Source organism: Amycolatopsis camponoti (assembly GCF_902497555.1).
GTDB classification, from domain to species: Bacteria; Actinomycetota; Actinomycetes; order Mycobacteriales; family Pseudonocardiaceae; genus Amycolatopsis; species Amycolatopsis camponoti.
This window is the reverse complement of record NZ_CABVGP010000001.1, coordinates 1,572,247-1,590,000: the sequence shown is the minus strand read 5'-3', so window position 1 is coordinate 1,590,000 and position 17,754 is coordinate 1,572,247. Positions and strand designations below refer to the sequence as shown.

General features: G+C 70.1%; 13 protein-coding genes and 1 rRNA gene (1 of these 14 only partly in view). 10 read left to right on the top strand and 4 right to left on the bottom strand.

Translation table 11 applies throughout. The features are described 5' to 3' along the window. Nucleotides 1-106 (bottom strand): 16S ribosomal RNA (locus AA23TX_RS07695) (it extends 1,413 nt beyond the left edge of the window). 452 nt (nt 107-558) lie between these two features. On the opposite strand from AA23TX_RS07695, the gene AA23TX_RS07690 reads away from it, so the two are divergent. The 3 genes from AA23TX_RS07690 to AA23TX_RS07680 all read left to right on the top strand — a co-directional run bounded on the left by AA23TX_RS07690 (nt 559) and on the right by AA23TX_RS07680 (nt 2,961). Beyond that, nucleotides 559-1,350, top strand: coding sequence for an alpha/beta fold hydrolase (locus AA23TX_RS07690; protein WP_155541873.1), 792 nt, complete (start codon nt 559-561; stop codon nt 1,348-1,350). Continuing rightward, nucleotides 1,347-2,108, top strand: coding sequence for an SDR family oxidoreductase (locus AA23TX_RS07685; RefSeq protein ID WP_155541872.1), 762 nt, complete (start codon nt 1,347-1,349; stop codon nt 2,106-2,108). The genes AA23TX_RS07690 and AA23TX_RS07685 overlap by 4 nt, the downstream gene beginning before the upstream one ends. Nucleotides 2,109-2,181: 73 nt before the next feature. Further along, nucleotides 2,182-2,961, top strand: a complete 780-nt coding sequence (locus AA23TX_RS07680; protein WP_155541871.1) for a heparin lyase I family protein — start codon at nt 2,182-2,184, stop codon at nt 2,959-2,961. On the opposite strand, the gene AA23TX_RS07675 is transcribed toward AA23TX_RS07680, so the two are convergent. Continuing rightward, nucleotides 2,940-4,520: an IS1634 family transposase gene (locus tag AA23TX_RS07675; RefSeq protein WP_439328752.1), complete on the bottom strand. Its 1,581-nt coding sequence runs from the start codon at nt 4,518-4,520 to the stop codon at nt 2,940-2,942. The genes AA23TX_RS07680 and AA23TX_RS07675 overlap by 22 nt on opposite strands. Nucleotides 4,521-4,664: 144 nt before the next feature. Between AA23TX_RS07675 and AA23TX_RS07670 the strand changes: the two genes are divergently transcribed. The 5 genes from AA23TX_RS07670 to AA23TX_RS07650 all read left to right on the top strand — a co-directional run bounded on the left by AA23TX_RS07670 (nt 4,665) and on the right by AA23TX_RS07650 (nt 11,385). Beyond that, a complete protein-coding gene (locus AA23TX_RS07670) occupies nt 4,665-7,262 on the top strand; it encodes a bifunctional FO biosynthesis protein CofGH (RefSeq protein ID WP_196425214.1) in 2,598 nt (865 codons plus the stop codon). A gap of 50 nt (nt 7,263-7,312) precedes the next feature. Then, the gene (locus AA23TX_RS07665) at nt 7,313-7,846 is read left to right on the top strand and encodes a DUF4232 domain-containing protein (protein WP_155541868.1); all 534 of its coding nucleotides are present in this window, start codon (nt 7,313-7,315) and stop codon (nt 7,844-7,846) included. Between the two features lie 87 nt (nt 7,847-7,933). Continuing rightward, nucleotides 7,934-8,791 (top strand): HalD/BesD family halogenase, encoded by an 858-nt coding sequence (locus AA23TX_RS07660; RefSeq protein WP_155541867.1) that lies wholly within the window; start codon nt 7,934-7,936, stop codon nt 8,789-8,791. Nucleotides 8,792-8,818: 27 nt separating this feature from the next. Next, on the top strand, nt 8,819-9,646 hold the full coding sequence (locus AA23TX_RS07655; protein ID WP_155541866.1) for a class I SAM-dependent methyltransferase: 828 nt from the start codon (nt 8,819-8,821) through the stop codon (nt 9,644-9,646). Then, nucleotides 9,643-11,385 carry a choline/carnitine O-acyltransferase gene (locus tag AA23TX_RS07650; protein WP_196425213.1) on the top strand — a complete coding sequence of 581 codons (1,743 nt, stop codon included), beginning with the start codon at nt 9,643-9,645 and terminating at the stop codon, nt 11,383-11,385. Before AA23TX_RS07655 ends, AA23TX_RS07650 begins: the two co-directional genes overlap by 4 nt. Here the strand turns inward: AA23TX_RS07650 and AA23TX_RS07645 are convergent. Next, nucleotides 11,371-12,285 (bottom strand): alpha/beta hydrolase, encoded by a 915-nt coding sequence (locus AA23TX_RS07645; protein ID WP_155541864.1) that lies wholly within the window; start codon nt 12,283-12,285, stop codon nt 11,371-11,373. The genes AA23TX_RS07650 and AA23TX_RS07645 overlap by 15 nt on opposite strands. Continuing rightward, nucleotides 12,282-13,064, bottom strand: a complete 783-nt coding sequence (locus tag AA23TX_RS07640) for a class I SAM-dependent methyltransferase (RefSeq protein WP_155541863.1) — start codon at nt 13,062-13,064, stop codon at nt 12,282-12,284. Before AA23TX_RS07640 ends, AA23TX_RS07645 begins: the two co-directional genes overlap by 4 nt. Before the next feature lie 198 nt (nt 13,065-13,262). On the opposite strand from AA23TX_RS07640, the gene AA23TX_RS07635 reads away from it, so the two are divergent. Continuing rightward, nucleotides 13,263-15,536, top strand: coding sequence for a discoidin domain-containing protein (locus AA23TX_RS07635; RefSeq protein ID WP_155541862.1), 2,274 nt, complete (start codon nt 13,263-13,265; stop codon nt 15,534-15,536). A 6-nt stretch (nt 15,537-15,542) separates the two neighbouring features. Continuing rightward, nucleotides 15,543-17,723 (top strand): discoidin domain-containing protein, encoded by a 2,181-nt coding sequence (locus AA23TX_RS07630; RefSeq protein WP_155541861.1) that lies wholly within the window; start codon nt 15,543-15,545, stop codon nt 17,721-17,723. Nucleotides 17,724-17,754 lie beyond the last annotated feature (31 nt).

The window sequence follows — 17,754 nt, the reverse complement described above, 5'->3', positions numbered from 1 at the left end:
ACCCGTTCGCCACTCATCCCCACCCGAAAGTGGTTCAGCGTTCGACTTGCATGTGTTAAGCACGCCGCCAGCGTTCGTCCTGAGCCAGGATCAAACTCTCCAACAATGAACAGTTTAATCGAGGCAATTTAATGCTCTCAAAGGAACCTCATACGAGGTTCAATACATAAGCTCTACTGGCTTAGTTCACTAACACACTGTTGAGTTCTCAAGCAACACACCCCGAGTCGCGCCGCCGTCAAGCGGCCTTACCCGAAGCGAGTATTCCTAGCAGTTTGTGTGGAACACCCACTCAATCGCGGTGAGCGAGAGCTTGGTTCGTGTTCCCGCCGCCCGGTTTCCCTGGCGACTTGGAGAACTTTACATGCCCCGAAACACCCCGAAACAGGGGGGTCGGTTAGCAAGATCAGCGCAGGTCAGACCCCATGACGAAGCCCGTCCGAGCCTCAGTGTGCACCCGCAGGGCCCGGAGCGCCAGGGAATAGCCAGGAAAGAACATTGCTCCGAGTACATTGCGCCGTATTGCTCCGCGACAAAGCTCCGCCTAGCGTCGGCGGCATGACCCTCGCGTACGACGACCTCGGCCCGGAAGACGGCCGGCCGGTCCTCCTCGTCCACGGCCACCCCTTCGACCGCACGATGTGGCGTCCCCAGGCCGAGCACCTGGCCGGGCGCGGCCACCGCGTCGTGACCCCCGACCTCCGCGGCTACGGGGAGTCGACGAGCACGGACACCAAGACCACCCTCGACGTCTTCGCGAACGACCTCGTCGAGCTGGCCGACCGCCTCGGCCTCCGCGGCTTCGTCCTCGGCGGCCTCTCCATGGGCGGCCAGATCGTCATGCAGCTCGTGAGCGACCACCCGGGCCGGGTCGAGGCCCTCCTCCTCGCCGACACCTTCCCCGGCCTCGACACCCCGGAGGCGAAACAGGCCCGCATCGACACGGCCGCGAAGATCACCGACGAGGGCATGCACCACTACGCCGACGAGCTGCTCCCCAAGATGATCTCGAAGCGGACCCGCGCGACCAGGCCGGACGTCGAGGCCCACGTCCTCGAGATGATGCGCGACGCGCCAAGCCAAGGAGCCGCGGCCGCGCTCAGGGGACGCGCCGAGCGCCCCGACTACACCGAAGGACTGAAGCGCATCGACGTCCCCACCCTGGTGGTCGTCGGCAGCGAGGACGAGTTCACGCCGGTGGCGGACGCCGAGCGCATCCACCGGCACATCGCGGCTTCGACCCTGGTGGTCGTCGAGGGCGCGGGCCACCTGCCTAACCTGGAATGCGAGACCGAGTTCAACCAGGCACTCGACACGTTCCTGACGAGCAGCAGCGGAGCCACGCCATGACCCAGCAGACCGTGTTCGTGACCGGCGCCAGCGCCGGCTTCGGTGACGCCATCGCGCGCCGGTTCGTCGCCGAGGGCGCGCGGGTGATCGCCGTCGCCCGCAGCGCGGACAAGCTCGAGAAGCTGGCCGGCGAGCTCGGCGACGCCGTCCTCCCCGTCACTCTCGACGTCAGCGACCCCGAAGCGGTCAAGACGAAGATCGAAGGCCTCCCCGAGGAGTGGAAAGAGGTCGACGTACTGGTCAACAACGCCGGCCTGGCGAAGGGTCTCGAGCCCGCGCAGCGCGCCGAGCTGAGCGACTGGGACGAGATGATCGCGACCAACGTCCGCGGCCTCGCCCACGTCACGCGCGCGCTGCTGCCCGGCATGGTCGAGCGCGGCCGCGGCCACGTGATCAACATCGGCTCGATCGCCGGCACCTACCCCTACCCCGGCGGCAACGTCTACGGCGCGACCAAGGCGTTCGTCCACCAGTTCAGCCTCAACCTGCGCAGCGACCTGCACGGCACCGGCGTCCGCGTGACGAACGTCGAGCCCGGCATGGTCGGCGGCACGGACTTCTCGAAGGTCCGCTTCGACGGCGACCAGGACAAGGCGGACAAGGTCTACGAGGGCACGACGCCCCTGACCGCGGACGACGTCGCCGAGTCCGTCTTCTGGGCGGCGAACCAGCCGAAGCACGTCAACATCAACGTCATCGAGCTGATGCCGGTCGTGCAAAGTTTTTCCCCGTTGCAGATCTTCCGCGACAACTCTTGACCACCCGCGCCGGGACAGGCAGCATCGGGTCACCGCCGTCGTTCGAAAGCACGTCCGAACTTCGGAGGTACCCATGGATTCCCTGTCCCGGCGCACGGTTCTCGCCGGCCTCGGCGCCCTCGCCGCCGTCCCGCTCATCGGCACCGCCACCAGCACGGCCGCGACGGAAAGCGTCATCTGGGACGGCGACCCGGCACGCGGCACTTCGGTGTTCGACGGGCTCGAGAAGGAGCCCGGCAGCATCACGGTGGTCAACGACGCGACGTACGGCAAGTGCTTCCGGTACGAGACCTGGGACAACGCCGACGGCACCAAGGAACGCTGCGAGAGCCGCGGCCTCCGGCTGCCGGACGGCAGCGTCTACCGCCCGGGCACCGGCACGCTCGGCCAAGTCCAGTACCTCGGCTGGCGCGCGAACTGGAACGTGAACCCCAAAGCAGGCAAGTGGATCGCGGTCTACCAGTTCCACATCTCCGGGGAAAGCAGCTCGCAGGCCCAGTCCGGGCCGTTCGTGCTGCGCACCCTCGGCGACGGCAAGCTGTACTTCCAGCTGACCGGGCCGAGCGGCGCGAACCAGCACATCTGGTCGACGACGTTCCCGGTGAATACCTGGAGCAGCTTCGCCATCGGCTACAAGATGTCGAGGGGCACCGACGGCTGGTGCGAGTTCTACTACAACGGCAAGCAGCAGACGTTCTCGAACGGCCAGACCCGCTACCCGGGCCCGACGCTGTGGGGCGACCACGTCAACCACAAATGGGGCGTCTACCGCTCCGGCGGCAACAGCGGCCACGCGACGGCCCTGCTCAACCACGCGAAACTCGGCAGCACCTACGCCGACGTCGCGATCTGATCCAGTCCGAAGAGGTCGAGCAGCGCCTGCTGGGCCGGGTCCCGCTCGGTCGGCAGGCGCTTCGTCCGCGGCCGCCCGCCGGTGGACGGGTAGCGCAGCACCAGCTCGCCGATGCCCGCCAGCTGCTCCAACAGCTCGCGCACGGACAGGTTCATCCCGGCCCGGTCGGCCTCGCGCCGCATCAGGTGCGTCACCGTCGCGGCGAGCACCGAGACGAGCCCGTGCGCGGCGATCCGCTGCCGCGTCCACTCCCAGCGCGGGGTCGGCCCGGTGACGGCCGGGCCGGTCAGCCAGCGGAACGTCGACTCGAGGTGCGTGCGGGCGCGGTAAGCCGTCACGACGTCGCCGATCGGCCAGTCCCGGTCGGTGACCAGCACCTGCTTGCCGAAGAACTCGTCGTCGAGGCGGGCCAGCGCGGCCGAGTCGATGCGCCGTTCGAGCCGGATCTCACCGGGCCGGTTGCCGCTCAGCACGGCGGTGAGCACGCGCTCGATGCGCCGGCCGCGCGTCACCCGGCCGAGCTCGGCGTGGATCTGGGCGCGGTCGCCGCGGTGGGTGCCCGCGGCCAGCGCCCCGGCCAGGCCGTCCAGCTCGCGGGTCGCGGTGGCCAGCTCGTCGGCGAACGCGCGGGACTGCGCCGCGTGCAGCGTCGCCGAATGCGTCAGGATCACCCGGCGCCGGACGCCGTCGACGACCGCGTGCGTGTCCAGTGCGGTGAGGCCGGCGAACCGCTCGGGGTCGACGCGCTTGCGGGCCGACGCGGGCTGGGTCAGCAGCTCGGGGTGGTCGGTCAGCGGCAGCGAGCCGACGAACCCGCTGCGTGAGCCCAGGTCGAGCTGCGCGGCCTGACCGGAGTGGAAGACGAGCGTCGCGGGGCCCAGTTCCGCGGTCAGAGAGGCGAACGTCGGCGCCGTGCCGTCGTCGCGCCGGTACACCCGCGACGCCAGCGGGATCGCGCCGTCGCGGGTCACCCGCAGGCCGGCCCCGGCGAGCACGCCGCGGCACGCCGACGGCAGCGTGCAGTCGGCCGGGGCGAACGCGGCGAACTGGGGGACGTCGACGGCGAGCGCCGCGTGGTCGTCCAAGGTGGCGAGCACGGCCGAGGCGACGGTGTCCTCGATGCGCGTGATGCGTTCCGGGGTCAGGCGTTCGAGCGCCCGCCAGGTTCCATCCACTGTGGACACGCGGGGCCGCACCACGTCCGCCGCGACGCCCGACGCCCACCACTCGGACAGCGGCGTTTCCGGCGCGGTCGCCCGGTGCAGCACGGCGATCGCCACCGTGAGCCCGAGCGACGGCGTCGCGCGTTGAGCGCCCACGACGGAGTCGACCCGGCGGACGAAGTCCAGGCGCGAAAGCGTCGCCCACACCGCCGCGACGTCGCCGTACGTCCGGTACGACGCCGACGCGGGTTCGCCGCCCGGGACGGCGCGCGCGATCTCCTCGGCCGTCCCGAGGTAACGCTGGGTCACCACCCGCGGCTTGCCGTCGACCCTCCCGGACTCCGCCAGGTAGTAGTACGTCCGTCCGCCGATCTTCTTGCCGACCACCGATGCCACCCTTTAGGTAATACATGGCGAAGCGCTGATCGACAACCGGCCGAGCGCGCTGACCTGCGACGACGATCACGCGCACCGATCGGGTGAGCCGGGTGCGCAACACACACTGGCTGGTCCCGCGAGGACGGTCCTAGCGTGGGTGGAATGGGACCCGAACCCGACGCCACCACCCCGACCGCCTCCGCGATGCGCCGCGCGCTCGCCCGGGCGCGTGACGGGAAGACACTGGACGTAGCCGAAGCGAGCGTCCTGCTGCACGCCCGCGGCGACGACCTCACCACGCTGTCCGAGTACGCCTCCCGCATCCGGGACGCGGGCCTGGCCGAGGCCGGCCGCGCCGGCATCATCACCTACAGCCGCAAGGTGTTCATCCCCCTCACCCGGCTGTGCCGCGACCGCTGCGGCTACTGCACGTTCGTCACCGTGCCGGGCCGGCTCGAATCGCCGTTCCTGTCGCCCGACGAGGTCCTCGACATCGCCCGCAAGGGTGCCGAGATGGGCTGCAAGGAGGCGCTCTTCACGCTCGGCGACCGGCCCGAGGACCGCTGGAAGGCCGCCCGCGACTGGCTGGACGCGCACGGCTACGACGACACGCTCTCCTACGTCCGCGCGATGGCGATCCGCGTGCTCGAGGAGACCGGCCTGCTGCCGCACCTCAACCCGGGCGTGCTGACCTGGCAGGACTTCCAGCGGCTCAAGCCGGTCGCGCCGTCGATGGGCATGATGCTGGAGACGACGGCGACGCGGCTGTGGAGCGAGAAGGGCGGCCCGCACTACGGCTCGCCGGACAAGGATCCGGCGGTAAGGCTGCGGGTCCTCGAAGACGCCGGGCGCAGCAGCGTCCCGTTCACCACCGGCGTGCTGATCGGCATCGGCGAGACCTTCGAAGAGCGGGCGGACGCGCTGTTCGAGATCCGCAAGGTCGCGAAGACCTACGGCGGCATCCAGGAAGTCATCGTGCAGAACTTCCGGGCCAAGCCGGACACGAAGATGCGCGCCACGCCGGACGCCGACCTCGAAGAGCTCGCCGCGAACATCGCCGTGGCGCGGCTCGTGCTCGGCCCGAAGATGCGCATCCAGGCGCCGCCGAACCTGATCGGCAACCAGTACGACCTGATGATCCGCGCCGGGATCGACGACTGGGGCGGCGTCTCGCCGCTGACCCCGGACCACGTGAACCCCGAACGCGCGTGGCCGCAGATCGACGAGCTGGCCCGCCGCACCGAGAAGGCCGGCTTCGAGCTGAAGGAACGGCTCACGATCTACCCCGAGTACGTCAAGGCCGGCGAGCCGTGGCTGGACCCGCGGATCACGCGGCACGTCGCCGCGCTCGTCGACGCCAAGACCGGGATGGCCCGCGAAGGCGCGATGCCGGTCGGCATCCCGTGGCAGGAGCCGGACGGCGGCTGGCAGGAGTCCGGGCGCACCGACCTGCACACCGAGATCGACACCACCGGCCGCACCGAAGACCGCCGCAGTGACTTCGACTCCGTCTACGGGGACTGGAAGGAGATCGGCGACCGGATCAAGACCGGGCCGCAGAAGTTCGACTCCACCGTGCTGGAAGCCTTGCGCAGTGCGGAAAAGGACCCGGCCGGGCTGTCCGACGACGCCGCGCTGGCGCTGCTGTCCGCCGAAGGCAAGGAGCTGGACGCGTTCACCAAGCTCGCCGACGACCTGCGGCGCGAGACGGTCGGTGACGACATCACCTTCGTCGTCACGCGGAACATCAACTTCACCAACGTCTGCTACACGGGTTGCCGCTTCTGCGCCTTCGCCCAGCGTCGCACCGACGCCGACGCGTACACGCTCTCGCTGGAGCAGGTCGGCGACCGCGTCGACGAAGCGTGGGCCGCCGGCGCGACCGAGATCTGCATGCAGGGCGGCATCCACCCGGACCTGCCGGGCACCGCGTACTTCGACCTCGCGGCCGAGGTCAAGCGCCGCCAGCCGGAGATCCACCTGCACTCCTACAGCCCGATGGAGGTCGTGAACGGCGCGTCACGCACCAACCTGTCGCTGAAGGACTGGCTGATCAAGGCGAAGGAAGCCGGCGTCGACTCGCTGCCGGGCACCGCCGCCGAGATCCTCGACGACGACGTCCGCTGGGTGCTCACCAAGGGCAAGCTGCCGACGTCGGAGTGGATCAAGGTCGTCACCACCGCGCACGAGATCGGCCTGCCGACGACGTCCACGATGATGTACGGCCACGTCGACACCCCCGCGCACTGGGTGGCCCACCTCAAGCTGCTGGCCCGGCTGCAGCGCGAAGGCCTCGAGAAGAACGGGCGACGCGGGTTCAGCGAGTTCGTGCTGCTGCCGTTCATCCACCAGAGCTCGCCGATCTACCTCGCCGGCCTCGCCCGGCCGGGGGCGACGCAGAACGAGAACCGGGCGGTGCACGCGCTGGCCCGGCTGCTCCTGCACGGGATGATCGACAACATCCAGAGCTCCTGGGTGAAGCTGGGCACCGAGGGCAGCCGCGCGGTGCTGCAGGGCGGGGTCAACGACATCGGCGGCACGCTGATGGAGGAGACGATCAGCCGGATGGCCGGCGCGTCGAACGGGTCGTACAAGACGATCAGCGACATGCGCGAGATGGTCGAACCCCTGGGCCGCCCGCTCGTGCAGCGCACCACGGGTTACGGCCGGCCGTCGGCCGAACGGATCGCCGCGGCGGAGGCTTCGGACGGCGTCGCGACGGCCGTGCGCAAGCCGCTGCTTCCCCTGCTGACGCCGTAAAAAGCGGTAGCGGGCGCCCGGCTCCGGGGCGCCCGCTACTCTTCCGGTCCATGGGGGTTTCTCGCTTCGCACCACTTCTCTTCGTCGCGCTTCTCGCGGGTTGTGGCACTCCGCCGCCTCCGCCGCCGGTCCCGACGCCCACGACGACACCGAGCCCGACGTACGCTCCGCCGCCGTCGAGCGGTCTGTCGCTTTCGGTCGGGCAGGTCGAAGCCGGGCTCGGGCACCGCGCGAGCGTCCTGACGCTGACCAACCGGGACACCGCACCGCGGAAGGTCACCGGCTACCCGGATCTGAAGATCCTCGCGGGCGACGGCTCGTCGCTCGAGGTGAAGGTCGAGCACGGGACGTCGTACTTCGCGCGGGACCTCGGCCCGCAGGACCTGACCGTCCAGCCCGGCGAGAAGGTCGTGGCGGTGCTCGCGTGGTCGGCCACCGTGACCAACGGTGACCAGCGCGCGGGCGCGGCGATCGCGGTCGTGCCGGTCCCCGGCGAACCCGCGCAGAAGCAGCCGCTGGACACGGACCTCGGCACCACGGACACCGTCACCGTCAGCTCCTGGGCCACCGAGGTCGGCGCCTGATGACCTTGTGTCACCGATCACAAACCGACAGTTGACCAGCCGGACTCTGTGCTAACTCTGTTCCTTCACCCGCCGGAAGGGACCTCGATGAGCACCTCCGTAGCGCCACTGGAAATGGTCGACACCGACCGCTACCCGCTCACCGATCCGGACAGTCCCGAGTGGCGCGTGATCGTCGCCCGCACGCGCGCGGATCTGGCCGACGTCGGCTGCAGCGTGCTCGCCGACTTCATCCGCCCGGAACTGCACGACGTCCTCCGCGAGGAATGCGCGGCGCTCGAACCGCACGCGTACACGAAGATCGAAAAGGTCAACGCCTACAACACCGCGATCGACGCGCCGCTGCCCGAGGACCACCCGGGCCGGACGATCATGGAACGCGGCAACGCCTTCGTCGCGCGTGACCACATCCCGGCGTCGTCGCTGATCAGCAGGCTCTACACCAGCCCGGTGTTCCAGCGGTTCGTCGCCGACTGCTTCGGCCTGCCGGAGCTGCACGAGCTCGCCGACCCGCTCGCCGGGCTGACGCTCAACGTGATCGCGCCCGGCCGCGCGCATCCGTGGCACTTCGACACGAACTCCTACACCGTCAGCATGCTGACGCAGGCCGCGGACGACGGCGGGACCTTCGAATACTGCCCGGGCATCCGGTCGGCGACCGACGAAAACTTCCCGGCCGTCCGGGCCGTGCTCGACGGCGGAAGCACCCATCCGGTCCAGCGCCTGAGCCTCCGTCCGGGCGATCTGCAGCTCTTTCAGGGGCGCTTCGCCTTGCACCGGGTCAGTACGGTGAGGGGCGAGGTCGCGCGTCACTCGGCGATCTTCGCCTACAGCGAGCGCCCGGGGGTCATCGGCAGCGCGGAGCGGACCAGGCAGTTGTTCGGCCGGGTCCTGCCGGCGCACCTGGCCGGGCGCACCGACCGGGGCGACGAGCTGCTCGACTAGATCTCGACTAGATCAGGAGCCTGGCCTGTGCCTTTCGACTCGACCGGCAAGATCTCGTTCGACCACATCTACACCGCACCCGACCCGCGGCCGTTCTTCGGCACGCTGCGCCGCGTCGGTTACGCAATCCCTCAGCTCGCGAAGCCGTACTTCGCGAAGCTCATCGGCGAACACCCCGCCGAAAGCCCGACCGTGCTCGACGTCGGCTGCTCGTACGGCGTCAACGCCGCGCTCCGCCGGTGCGACGCCACGATGGACGACCTCTACGCGCACTACACCGCCCCGGACGTGCTGGCGCTGAACCACGCGGGGCTGATCGAGGCCGACCGGGCCATGATCTCCGGCCCGGGCGGCGCCAAGTTCTTCGGCCTCGACGCGGCGGCACCGGCGCTCGAGTACGCGCTTTCCGCCGGGTTCCTCGACGAGGCCATCCACGCGGACTTCGAAAGCGACGACCCGGACAGCACCCAGCGGAAGCTCCTCGACGACGTCGACCTGGTGATCTCGACCGGCTGCGTCGGGTACGTCACCGAGAAGACGCTCTCCCGGATCGCCCGGGGCTCGCGGCCGTGGATGGCGCACTTCGTGTTGCGGATGTTCTCCTACGAGCCGGTCGCCGACAGCCTCGCCGGACTCGGGTACGAGACCGCGCGGGTGCCCGGCGTGTTCCGGCAGCGGCGGTTCGCCTCCGCCGAAGAGCGGACGCAGATCCTCGACACCCTCGACGCCGCCGGGGTCGATCCGACCGGCGTGGAGTCCGACGGCTGGCTGTACGCCCAGCTGTATGTTTCCCGTCCTGAAGGCACGGCCGCGGAACTGGCGGCCGCGCTGGCAACTTCCGAGCAAGAAGGATGACCGTGAGCAGTCCGGAATGGTCCACCCGCACCTTCGGCAACGAGGACCGGCTCCCCCGCGTCCCCGTCCCCACGCTGGAGGACAGCGGCCGCCGCTTCCTCGAGTGGTGCGCGCCGCTGCTGACGCCGGAAGAGCTGGCCGAGACCGAAGCGGCCGTCGCGGAGTTCCTGGCGCCCGGCAGCCCCGCGCACGAGCTGCAGGCCGCGCTCGAGGAGTACGACCGCTCGCCGGGGGTGCACAGCTGGCTCGACACGTTCTGGCCGTACCGCTACCTCGGCCGCCGCGACCGGATCGCGCTCAACGCCAACTTCTTCTTCCTGTTCCAGGATTCCCCGCTGGGCCAGGTGGAGCGCGCGGCCGAGTTGGCCGCGTCCGCCGTGGACTACAAGCTGAAGCTCGACGAGGAGCTGGTGCCGCCGGTGCTGCTGCGCGGCGGGCCGCAGTCGATGGTGCAGCACAAGTACCTGTTCTCGGCGACGCGCATCCCGGGCGTGCTGCTGGACACCGCGCGCACGCGGTTCCCCTCGCCCGAGCGGCACATCGTCGTGTTCCACCGCGACACTCCCTTCCGGATGGACGTTCTCGACGAGGACGGGCGCCCGTACTCGCCGGCGCAGCTGGCGGACGGGCTGCGCGCGATCCTCAAGGACGACCACGTCACCGACGTTCCCGCCGGGCACTTCACGACGAAGGCGCGTGCGGAGTGGGCGGCTTCGCGAGCCGCACTGCTCGAGGCCGGGAACGGCGAAGCGCTGGAGACCATCGAGACCGCGTTGTTCTGCCTGTGCCTGGACGACTTCACGCCGTCGAACGCCCTCGAAGCCGGTGACCGGCTGCTGTACGGCGACAATCGCTGGTACGACAAAGCCGTTTCGCTCATCGTGTTCGAAGACGGCACCGCAGGGATCAACGTCGAGCACTGCGAACTCGACGGCACCACGATCCTCGGCTTCACCGACGCGTTGCTGAGCGGCTCGCGGGAAACCCGGGAGAGCGCCGAGGGCGTCCCCGGCTACGAGGTGGTCGAGTTCGCGCTGACCGACGCTCTCCGCGAAGACGCGCGCGCCGCCGGAGCGGCTTTCCGGGCGTACGCGGACGCGACGGCGACGCAGACCGTGTCGTTCGACTTCGGCGCCGACCGCGCGAAGGAGCTGAAGATGTCGCCGGACGCCTTCGCGCAGATGGCGTACCAGCTGGCGCATCGCCGCGCGAAGGGCCTGACCGGCGCGACGTACGAGTCGATCGCGACCCGGCAGTTCCGGAACGGCCGCACCGAGGCGATGCGCGTCGTCACCCCGGAGGTCGTGCGCTTCGCCGACGTCCTGACCTCCGACGCCTCCGCGGAAGAGAAGCGCGAAGCGTTCCGGGCGGCCGCGGCGAAGCACGTCTCGCGGGCGAAGGAGTGTCAAGCCGGGGACGCGCCGGAGCAGCACCTGTGGGAGCTGCAGCTGATCGGGAAGCGCCGGGGCGACACCTCGGTCGCGGCGCTGTACGAGTCGCCGGGCTGGCTGAAGATGCGCGACGACTACCTGAGCACCAGCTCGGCGCCGTCGGTCAACATCCAGTACTTCGGGTTCGGCTCGACGAGCCCGCAGTGCATCGGCATCGCGTACGTGCTGCTGCCGGACCGCTGGAACCTCTACCTCAGCACGCCGAAGCACGTCTCGGCCGAGATGTACCGCTTCGCCGACGAACTGGCCGTCGCGGTGCGGGAGCTGCAGGAGCTACTGGCCGAGTAGCCGGCGCAACCAGGTCAGCCGGGCCGCGCGAGCCGCCCGGCTGATCCGCGCTTCCGGGGCCAGCGAGTCGAAGCCGTGGAAACCGCCGGGCCAGATGTGCAGCTCGGCTTCGCCGCCCGCCTGCCAGATCCGGCTCGCGTAGGCGACGACCTCGTCGCGGAACGTCTCCGCCGTGCCGACGTCCAGGAACGCCGGGGGCAGGCCGGACAGGTCGTCGGCGCGGGCCGCGGCGGCGTAGGGCGGGACGTCGTCGAGGCCGCCGAGGTACGCCGTCCAGCCGACGTGGTTGGCCGTGCGGTCCCACAGGCCGCGGCCGTCGAGGTCGATCGCCGAAGGCGTGTCGTTGCGGTCGTCGAGCATCGGGCAGAGCAGCAGCTGCCCGGCGAGCGACGGCCCGCCGCGGTCGCGGGCGAGCAGCGCGGTGGCCGCCGCGAGCCCGCCGCCCGCGCTGATGCCGCCGACGACGACCGGGGCGGCGAAGCGCTCGACCGTCCACAGTAGACCGGCGTAGCAGTCTTCGACCGGCGCCGGGTACGGGTGCTCGGGCGCGAGCCGGTAGCCCGGCGAGACGATCGTCAGATTCGCTTCGCCCGCCCAGTCCAGCAGGTTCGGGACGTCCTGGCCGAGGTGGCTGCCGACGATCGTGCCGCCGCCGTGGACGTAGTACAGGACGCCCGCGCTCGACGACGGCGTCATGACCAGCAGCGGGACGTCGCCCGCGTACTCCTCGGCGACCTTGTACGCCGGGTACGCGGCGGCCAGCTCCTCGACCGTCCGGTGCTCGGTCCGGTTCAGCTCACGACGGCCGGGGATGTCCTCGAGCGAAGCCAGCGGCGGGCGCAGCGCCCGCAGGGTTTCGACGACCGGGGCGAGCTCCGGGTCGAACGGCGGCGGCGTCATCCCGTCGGGTCCGAGACGACGAGGACCAGCGAGCCCTCGAACGTCTGCTGCTCGCGGAGGCGCCCGTAGCGGCGTTCCCACGTGCCGTCGTCGAGGTCGTGCTGCAGCTCGGCGGCGAACCGGTGGTGCACGCGGTCGTCGACGAAGCTCCACGCCGAGCACGACAGCCGCGCGCCCGGGTCGAGCAGGCGTTCCGGGCGGGCGTAGTAGGCCTCGTTGAAGCCGTCCGTGCAGTCGATCGGGATGGGCACGGGGACGATCGAGGTGTGGCCGCCGAGCCCGTCGGCGATGTCGTCGACCGACGGGTAGCGCCGCGCTTCGGTCTCGATCACCTCGGGCGCGTAGTCGAGCAGCCAGAACCGCCGCAGCAGAGCCGGGTCGCAGGTCAGGATGGCGATCGGGCCGCGGGTGACGCGGCGCAGCTCCTTCAGCCCGGTCCACAGGTCGGCCCACTGGTGGACGCTGAACGTGCTCATCGCGCCCTCGAACGCGCGGTCCGGGAACGGGAGCTTCTCGGCCACGGCGTCGACCGCGGGCGGCAGGTCCGCCGGGCGCTGCGCGCGCATCGACGCGGACGGCTCGACCGCGGTGACTTCCCGGTCCTCGGGCTCGTACGCGCCGGCGCCCGCACCGACGTTGAGCACGGTCCGCGCGTCCCCCAGCGCGTCGAGGATGTACTGGCCGATACGGGGATCCGGCTTGCGGTAGTCGGTGTAGACCCCGCCGATCGCGCCGTAGTCCGCGTCCCCGGCGCTGCCGTCCGCACGTCGCTGGCTCATCCCCGGAATTTATCAGCGCGCTCCGACCGCGAGGCCGTTGCTCCGCCGGGCGTAAGCGAACGTCGGACATCCGGCGCAGTCGTCAATTCCTGTCGCAAAGTTGCGTAAGTTCGTCCAACTATTGCGATTTCTTGTCCAGGATTCGTATGATCCCGATCACAGAGGTCCCCACCAGCTGCGGAAAGGCCAGTGCTGCCCATGTCCCCCAGCTTTGTCTTCAGCGCGCCCAAAAGCGCTTCCCCCAAGCGGTTCGGCGTTCTCACCTTGGCTGTCATCGCGGCGGCCGGGATCACCATCGCCGCGGCTCCCGCCGACACGCTCGCGGCCGGCCGCGGCGCGACGGTCCCGTTCGTCGAGCAGGAAGCGGAAACCGCCGCCACGAACGGCACGGTCATCGGCCCCGACCGCAACGCCGGCACGCTCGCCGGCGAGGCGTCCGGCCGCAAAGCCGTGACGCTGTCCGGCCAGGGCAAGTACGTCGAGTTCACGCTCACCGCCCCGGCGAACTCGATCGACTTCCGCTACAGCCTCCCGGATTCCGTCAACGGCACGATCTCGCTCTACGTCGGCGGCGCGCACAACCGCGACCTCGCGCTGACGTCGAAGTGGGCCTGGTACTACGGCTCGTACCCGTTCACCAACAACCCGGGCGACGGCCACGCGCACCACTTCTACGACGAGACCCGCGCGCTGCTCGGCACGTCGTACCCGGCCGGCACCAAGATCAAGCTGCAGGTCGACGCGGGCGACGTCACCCCCGCCACCATCGACCTCGCCGACTTCGAGCAGGTCGGCGCCGCGGCCACGCGCCCGGCGAACTCGGTGTCCGTCACCGACTACGGCGCCACCGCGGGCGACACGAGCGATGACGCTTCGGCGTTCGACTCGGCGGTCGCCGCGGCGCGCAGCCAGGGCAAGGAGGTCTGGATCCCCTCCGGGACCTTCACCCTCGGCCACCACATCACCGTCGACCAGGTGACGATCCGCGGCGCCGGGCCGTGGTACTCCGTGCTCACCGGCCCGCGCGCCGGGATCTTCGGCAAGGGTGAGCCGGCGAGCTGCGGCACGTCGACCTACCCCGGCAACGCGGCCGTGCCCGGCACGAGCAGCGCCGTGAAGCTCTACGACTTCGCGATCATCGGCCAGGTCGACGCCCGCGTCGACTGCGACCAGTCCAACGCCATCGGCGGCGCGCTGGGCGGCGGCTCGGTCGTGCAGAACCTGTGGCTGCAGCACACGAAGGTCGGGCTGTGGCTCGACGGGCCGTTCGACGGGCTCACCGTGTCCGGCAACCGGATCCTCGACCAGACCGCCGACGGGCTGAACCTGCACCAGGGCATCAGCAACGTCACGGTGACGAACAACTTCCTGCGCAACACCGGCGACGACGGCCTCGCGATGTGGTCCGAGCACGACGCCGACCACCACAACACGTTCTCCTTCAACACCGTGCTGCTGCCGATCCTCGCCAACAACATCGCGATCTACGGCGGGCACGACAACACCGTCTCCGACAACGTCGTGGCCGACAACCAGGACCAGGGCGGCGGCATCCACATCGCCAACCGGTTCAGCGCGGTGCCGCTCTCGGGCACCACGACGGTCGCTCGCAACACCGCGATCCGCACCGGCGTGCTCGACTCGAACTGGCAGTTCGGCGTCGGCGCCCTGTGGTTCGACGGCCGCGACGGCGCCATCACCGGCCGCGTCGACGTCACCGACCTCGACCTGCTGGACAACAACTACGAGGCCATCCAGTTCATCGACAGCGCGACGACGGACGTGCACTTCACCAACGTCCGGATCACCGGGGCGGGCACGTTCGCGTGGCAGATCCAGGCCAAGCCGACGGGGTCGGTGAAGAACGTCGTCGCGACCGGGGTCGGGCGGGCCGGCGTCTACAACTGCATGGGCCCGGACGCGATGGCGGGTCTGGCCGACCAGGGCGGCAACTCGGGCTGGTCGACGACGTTCTGCGGCTCGTGGCCGACGCCGGTGTACGGCTCGGACAACGGCGGTACGACCACTCCGCCGACCACCACCACGCCGCCGACCACCACTACTCCGACCACTCCGCCGACCGGGAACCTGGCGCTGCACAAGGCGGTCAGCGCGTCGGCGTCCCAGGGTGGCTTCCCGCCTTCGAACGCGGTCGACGGCGACGCGAACTCGTACTGGGAGAGCGCGAACAACGCGTTCCCGCAGTCGCTGACCGTCGACTTCGGGGCCACCGTTTCGGTGTCGCGGCTGGTGCTCAAGCTGCCGCCGTCCTCGGCGTGGGGCACGCGGACGCAGACGATCGCGGTCGACGGCGTCAAGGCCGCCGCGGGCTACACGTTCAACCCCGCGTCCGGCAACACCGCGACCATCACGTTCCCGGCGACGTCGGCCCGCACGCTGCGGCTGACCTTCACCGGCAACACCGGCTGGCCCGCCGGGCAGCTGTCCGAACTCGAAGCCTATTCGTCCTGAGAGGTGATGACGATGTCCCGCATTCCCGCTCTCCTCGCCGTCGCGCTCGCCGCGTCCGGCCTGGCGGTGCTTTCCGGCAGCGCCCCCGCCGTGGCCGCGACCTGCCCGGTCACGGCGTCCGGCGGCGCGAGCGTGCCGTTCCGGACCGTCGAAGCCGAGTGCTCGGCGACGAACGGCTCGGCCGTCGGTCCCGACTACACCCAGGCTTCGATCGCCTCGGAAGCCTCCGGGCGGCAGGCCGTGCGGATCACGACCGGCCAGTACGTCGAGTTCACCCTGCCCGCGGCGGCCAACTCGATCAACGTCCACTACAACCTCCCCGACGGCTCGTCCGGCAGGCTTTCGGTGTCCGTCAACGGGTCCAAGCTCGCGCTACCGGTGACGTCGCGCTACACCTATGTGGACACCGGCTTCATCACCGGTTCGAAGACGCACCACTTCTTCGACGACGCCCGTGTGATGTTCGGGCAGAACTTGGCGGCGGGTGCGAAGGTCCGAGTGCAGGCCGACTCGGGTGACGTCGGGCAGGCGACCATCGACCTCGCGGACTTCGAGCAGGTCGGCGGCGCGGGCTCGAAGCCTGCCAACGCGCTCTCGGTGACCGACTACGGTGCCACGGCGAACGACTCGTCGGACGACTCGCAGGCGTTCCGCAACGCACTGTCGGCGGCGCGTTCGCAGGCTCGCGAGGTCTGGGTCCCGTCCGGCCGGTTCGAGATCGGGTCGGCCCTGCAGATCGACCAGACCACGGTCCGCGGCGCCGGGCCGTGGTACACGGTGTTGCACGGCAACAACATCTTCAACAACGGCAGCGCGTCCGGGAACATCAAGCTGTACGACTTCGCGGTGTTCGGCGACGTCACCGAACGCAACGACGGCAGCCCGGACAACGCGTTCCACGGCGTCCTCGGCAACGGCTCGGTCGTCAGCGGCCTGTGGATCCAGGACACGAAGTGCGGGCTGTGGCTGATGAACGGCGCGTCGTCGAACCTCACCATCGAGAACAACCGCATCCTCGACACGCAGGCCGACGGCGTGAACTTCGACGGCGCGGTGACGAACTCGACGTTGCGCAACAACTACCTGCGCAACAACGGCGACGACGGGCTCGCGCTCTGGTCGAACGGCCAGGCCGACTCGGGCAACTCGCTGGTGAACAACACGGTCGTGCAGCCGAACCTGGCCAACGGGATCGCGCTGTACGGCGGCTCGAACAACACGGTCAGCGGCAACCTCGTCCAGGACACCAACGCCCTCGGCGGCGGGTACCTGGTGGCGAACCGGTTCAACTCGGTGCCGCTCGGTGGCACGGTCACGCTGTCGAACAACACGGCACTGCGGGCCGGGGCCCTCGACCCGAACTGGCAGTTCGGCGTCGGGGCGCTGTGGTTCGACGCGCGCGACCAGGCGATCGCCGGCGTCACGATCCGGGTCACCGGGTTCACCGCGATCCAGAGCCCGTACGAGGCGATCCAGTTCATCGACGGAAACGGGCAGGGCAAGCAGATCCAGGGCGTCACGCTCGACGGCGTCTCGGTGCAGGGCGCCGGCACGTTCGTGGCGCAGTCGCAGACGCAGGGGTCGGTGTCGATCAGCAACCTGACCGCGTCCGGTGTCGGCGTGACCGGGACGTACAACTGCCCGTACCCGACGTCGATCCCGCGGATGACGTTCACCGGGTCCGGCAACAGCGGCTGGACCGGCACGTGGGGCGACTGCTCGACGTGGCCCGCGCCGAACTCGGGACCGCCGCAGCCGCCCACGTCCGGCAGCAACCTCGCGCGCGGCAAGGCGATCAGCGCGTCGGCGTCCGTCGGTGGCTTTCCGCCGTCGAACGCGGTGGACGGTGACGCGAACTCGTACTGGGAGAGCGCGAACAACGCGTTCCCGCAGACGCTGACGGTGGACCTGGGCGCGGCGGCGTCGATCAACAAGGTGACGCTGCGGCTGCCGCCGTCGTCGGCGTGGGGCGCGCGGACCGAGACGGTGACGATCTCCGGCAGTACGGACGGCGGTTCGTACACGACCCTGGTGGGTTCGCGCGGCTACGCGTTCGACCCGGCATCCGGCAACACGGCGTCGGCTTCCTTCGCGGCGACGTCCCAGCGTTTCGTGCGGCTGACGTTCACCGGCAACACGGGCTGGCCCGCGGGTCAGGTGTCCGAGTTCGAAGTGGCGGCTTCGTAGCTCGGTCAGTCGGCAAGCCCGTACCGGTACC

What these genes read in the sequence shown, in the direction of transcription:
- AA23TX_RS07635 (WP_155541862.1), top strand. Translation starts at nt 13,263, where the DNA reads ATGTCCCCCAGCTTTGTCTTCAGCGCGCCCAAAAGCGCTTCCCCCAAG.
- AA23TX_RS07645 (WP_155541864.1), bottom strand. Translation starts at nt 12,285, where the DNA reads ATGACGCCGCCGCCGTTCGACCCGGAGCTCGCCCCGGTCGTCGAAACC.
- AA23TX_RS07660 (WP_155541867.1), top strand. Translation starts at nt 7,934, where the DNA reads ATGAGCACCTCCGTAGCGCCACTGGAAATGGTCGACACCGACCGCTAC.
- AA23TX_RS07680 (WP_155541871.1), top strand. Translation starts at nt 2,182, where the DNA reads ATGGATTCCCTGTCCCGGCGCACGGTTCTCGCCGGCCTCGGCGCCCTC.
- AA23TX_RS07650 (WP_196425213.1), top strand. Translation starts at nt 9,643, where the DNA reads ATGACCGTGAGCAGTCCGGAATGGTCCACCCGCACCTTCGGCAACGAG.
- AA23TX_RS07670 (WP_196425214.1), top strand. Translation starts at nt 4,665, where the DNA reads ATGGGACCCGAACCCGACGCCACCACCCCGACCGCCTCCGCGATGCGC.
- AA23TX_RS07685 (WP_155541872.1), top strand. Translation starts at nt 1,347, where the DNA reads ATGACCCAGCAGACCGTGTTCGTGACCGGCGCCAGCGCCGGCTTCGGT.
- AA23TX_RS07665 (WP_155541868.1), top strand. Translation starts at nt 7,313, where the DNA reads ATGGGGGTTTCTCGCTTCGCACCACTTCTCTTCGTCGCGCTTCTCGCG.
- AA23TX_RS07690 (WP_155541873.1), top strand. Translation starts at nt 559, where the DNA reads ATGACCCTCGCGTACGACGACCTCGGCCCGGAAGACGGCCGGCCGGTC.
- AA23TX_RS07640 (WP_155541863.1), bottom strand. Translation starts at nt 13,064, where the DNA reads ATGAGCCAGCGACGTGCGGACGGCAGCGCCGGGGACGCGGACTACGGC.
- AA23TX_RS07630 (WP_155541861.1), top strand. Translation starts at nt 15,543, where the DNA reads ATGACGATGTCCCGCATTCCCGCTCTCCTCGCCGTCGCGCTCGCCGCG.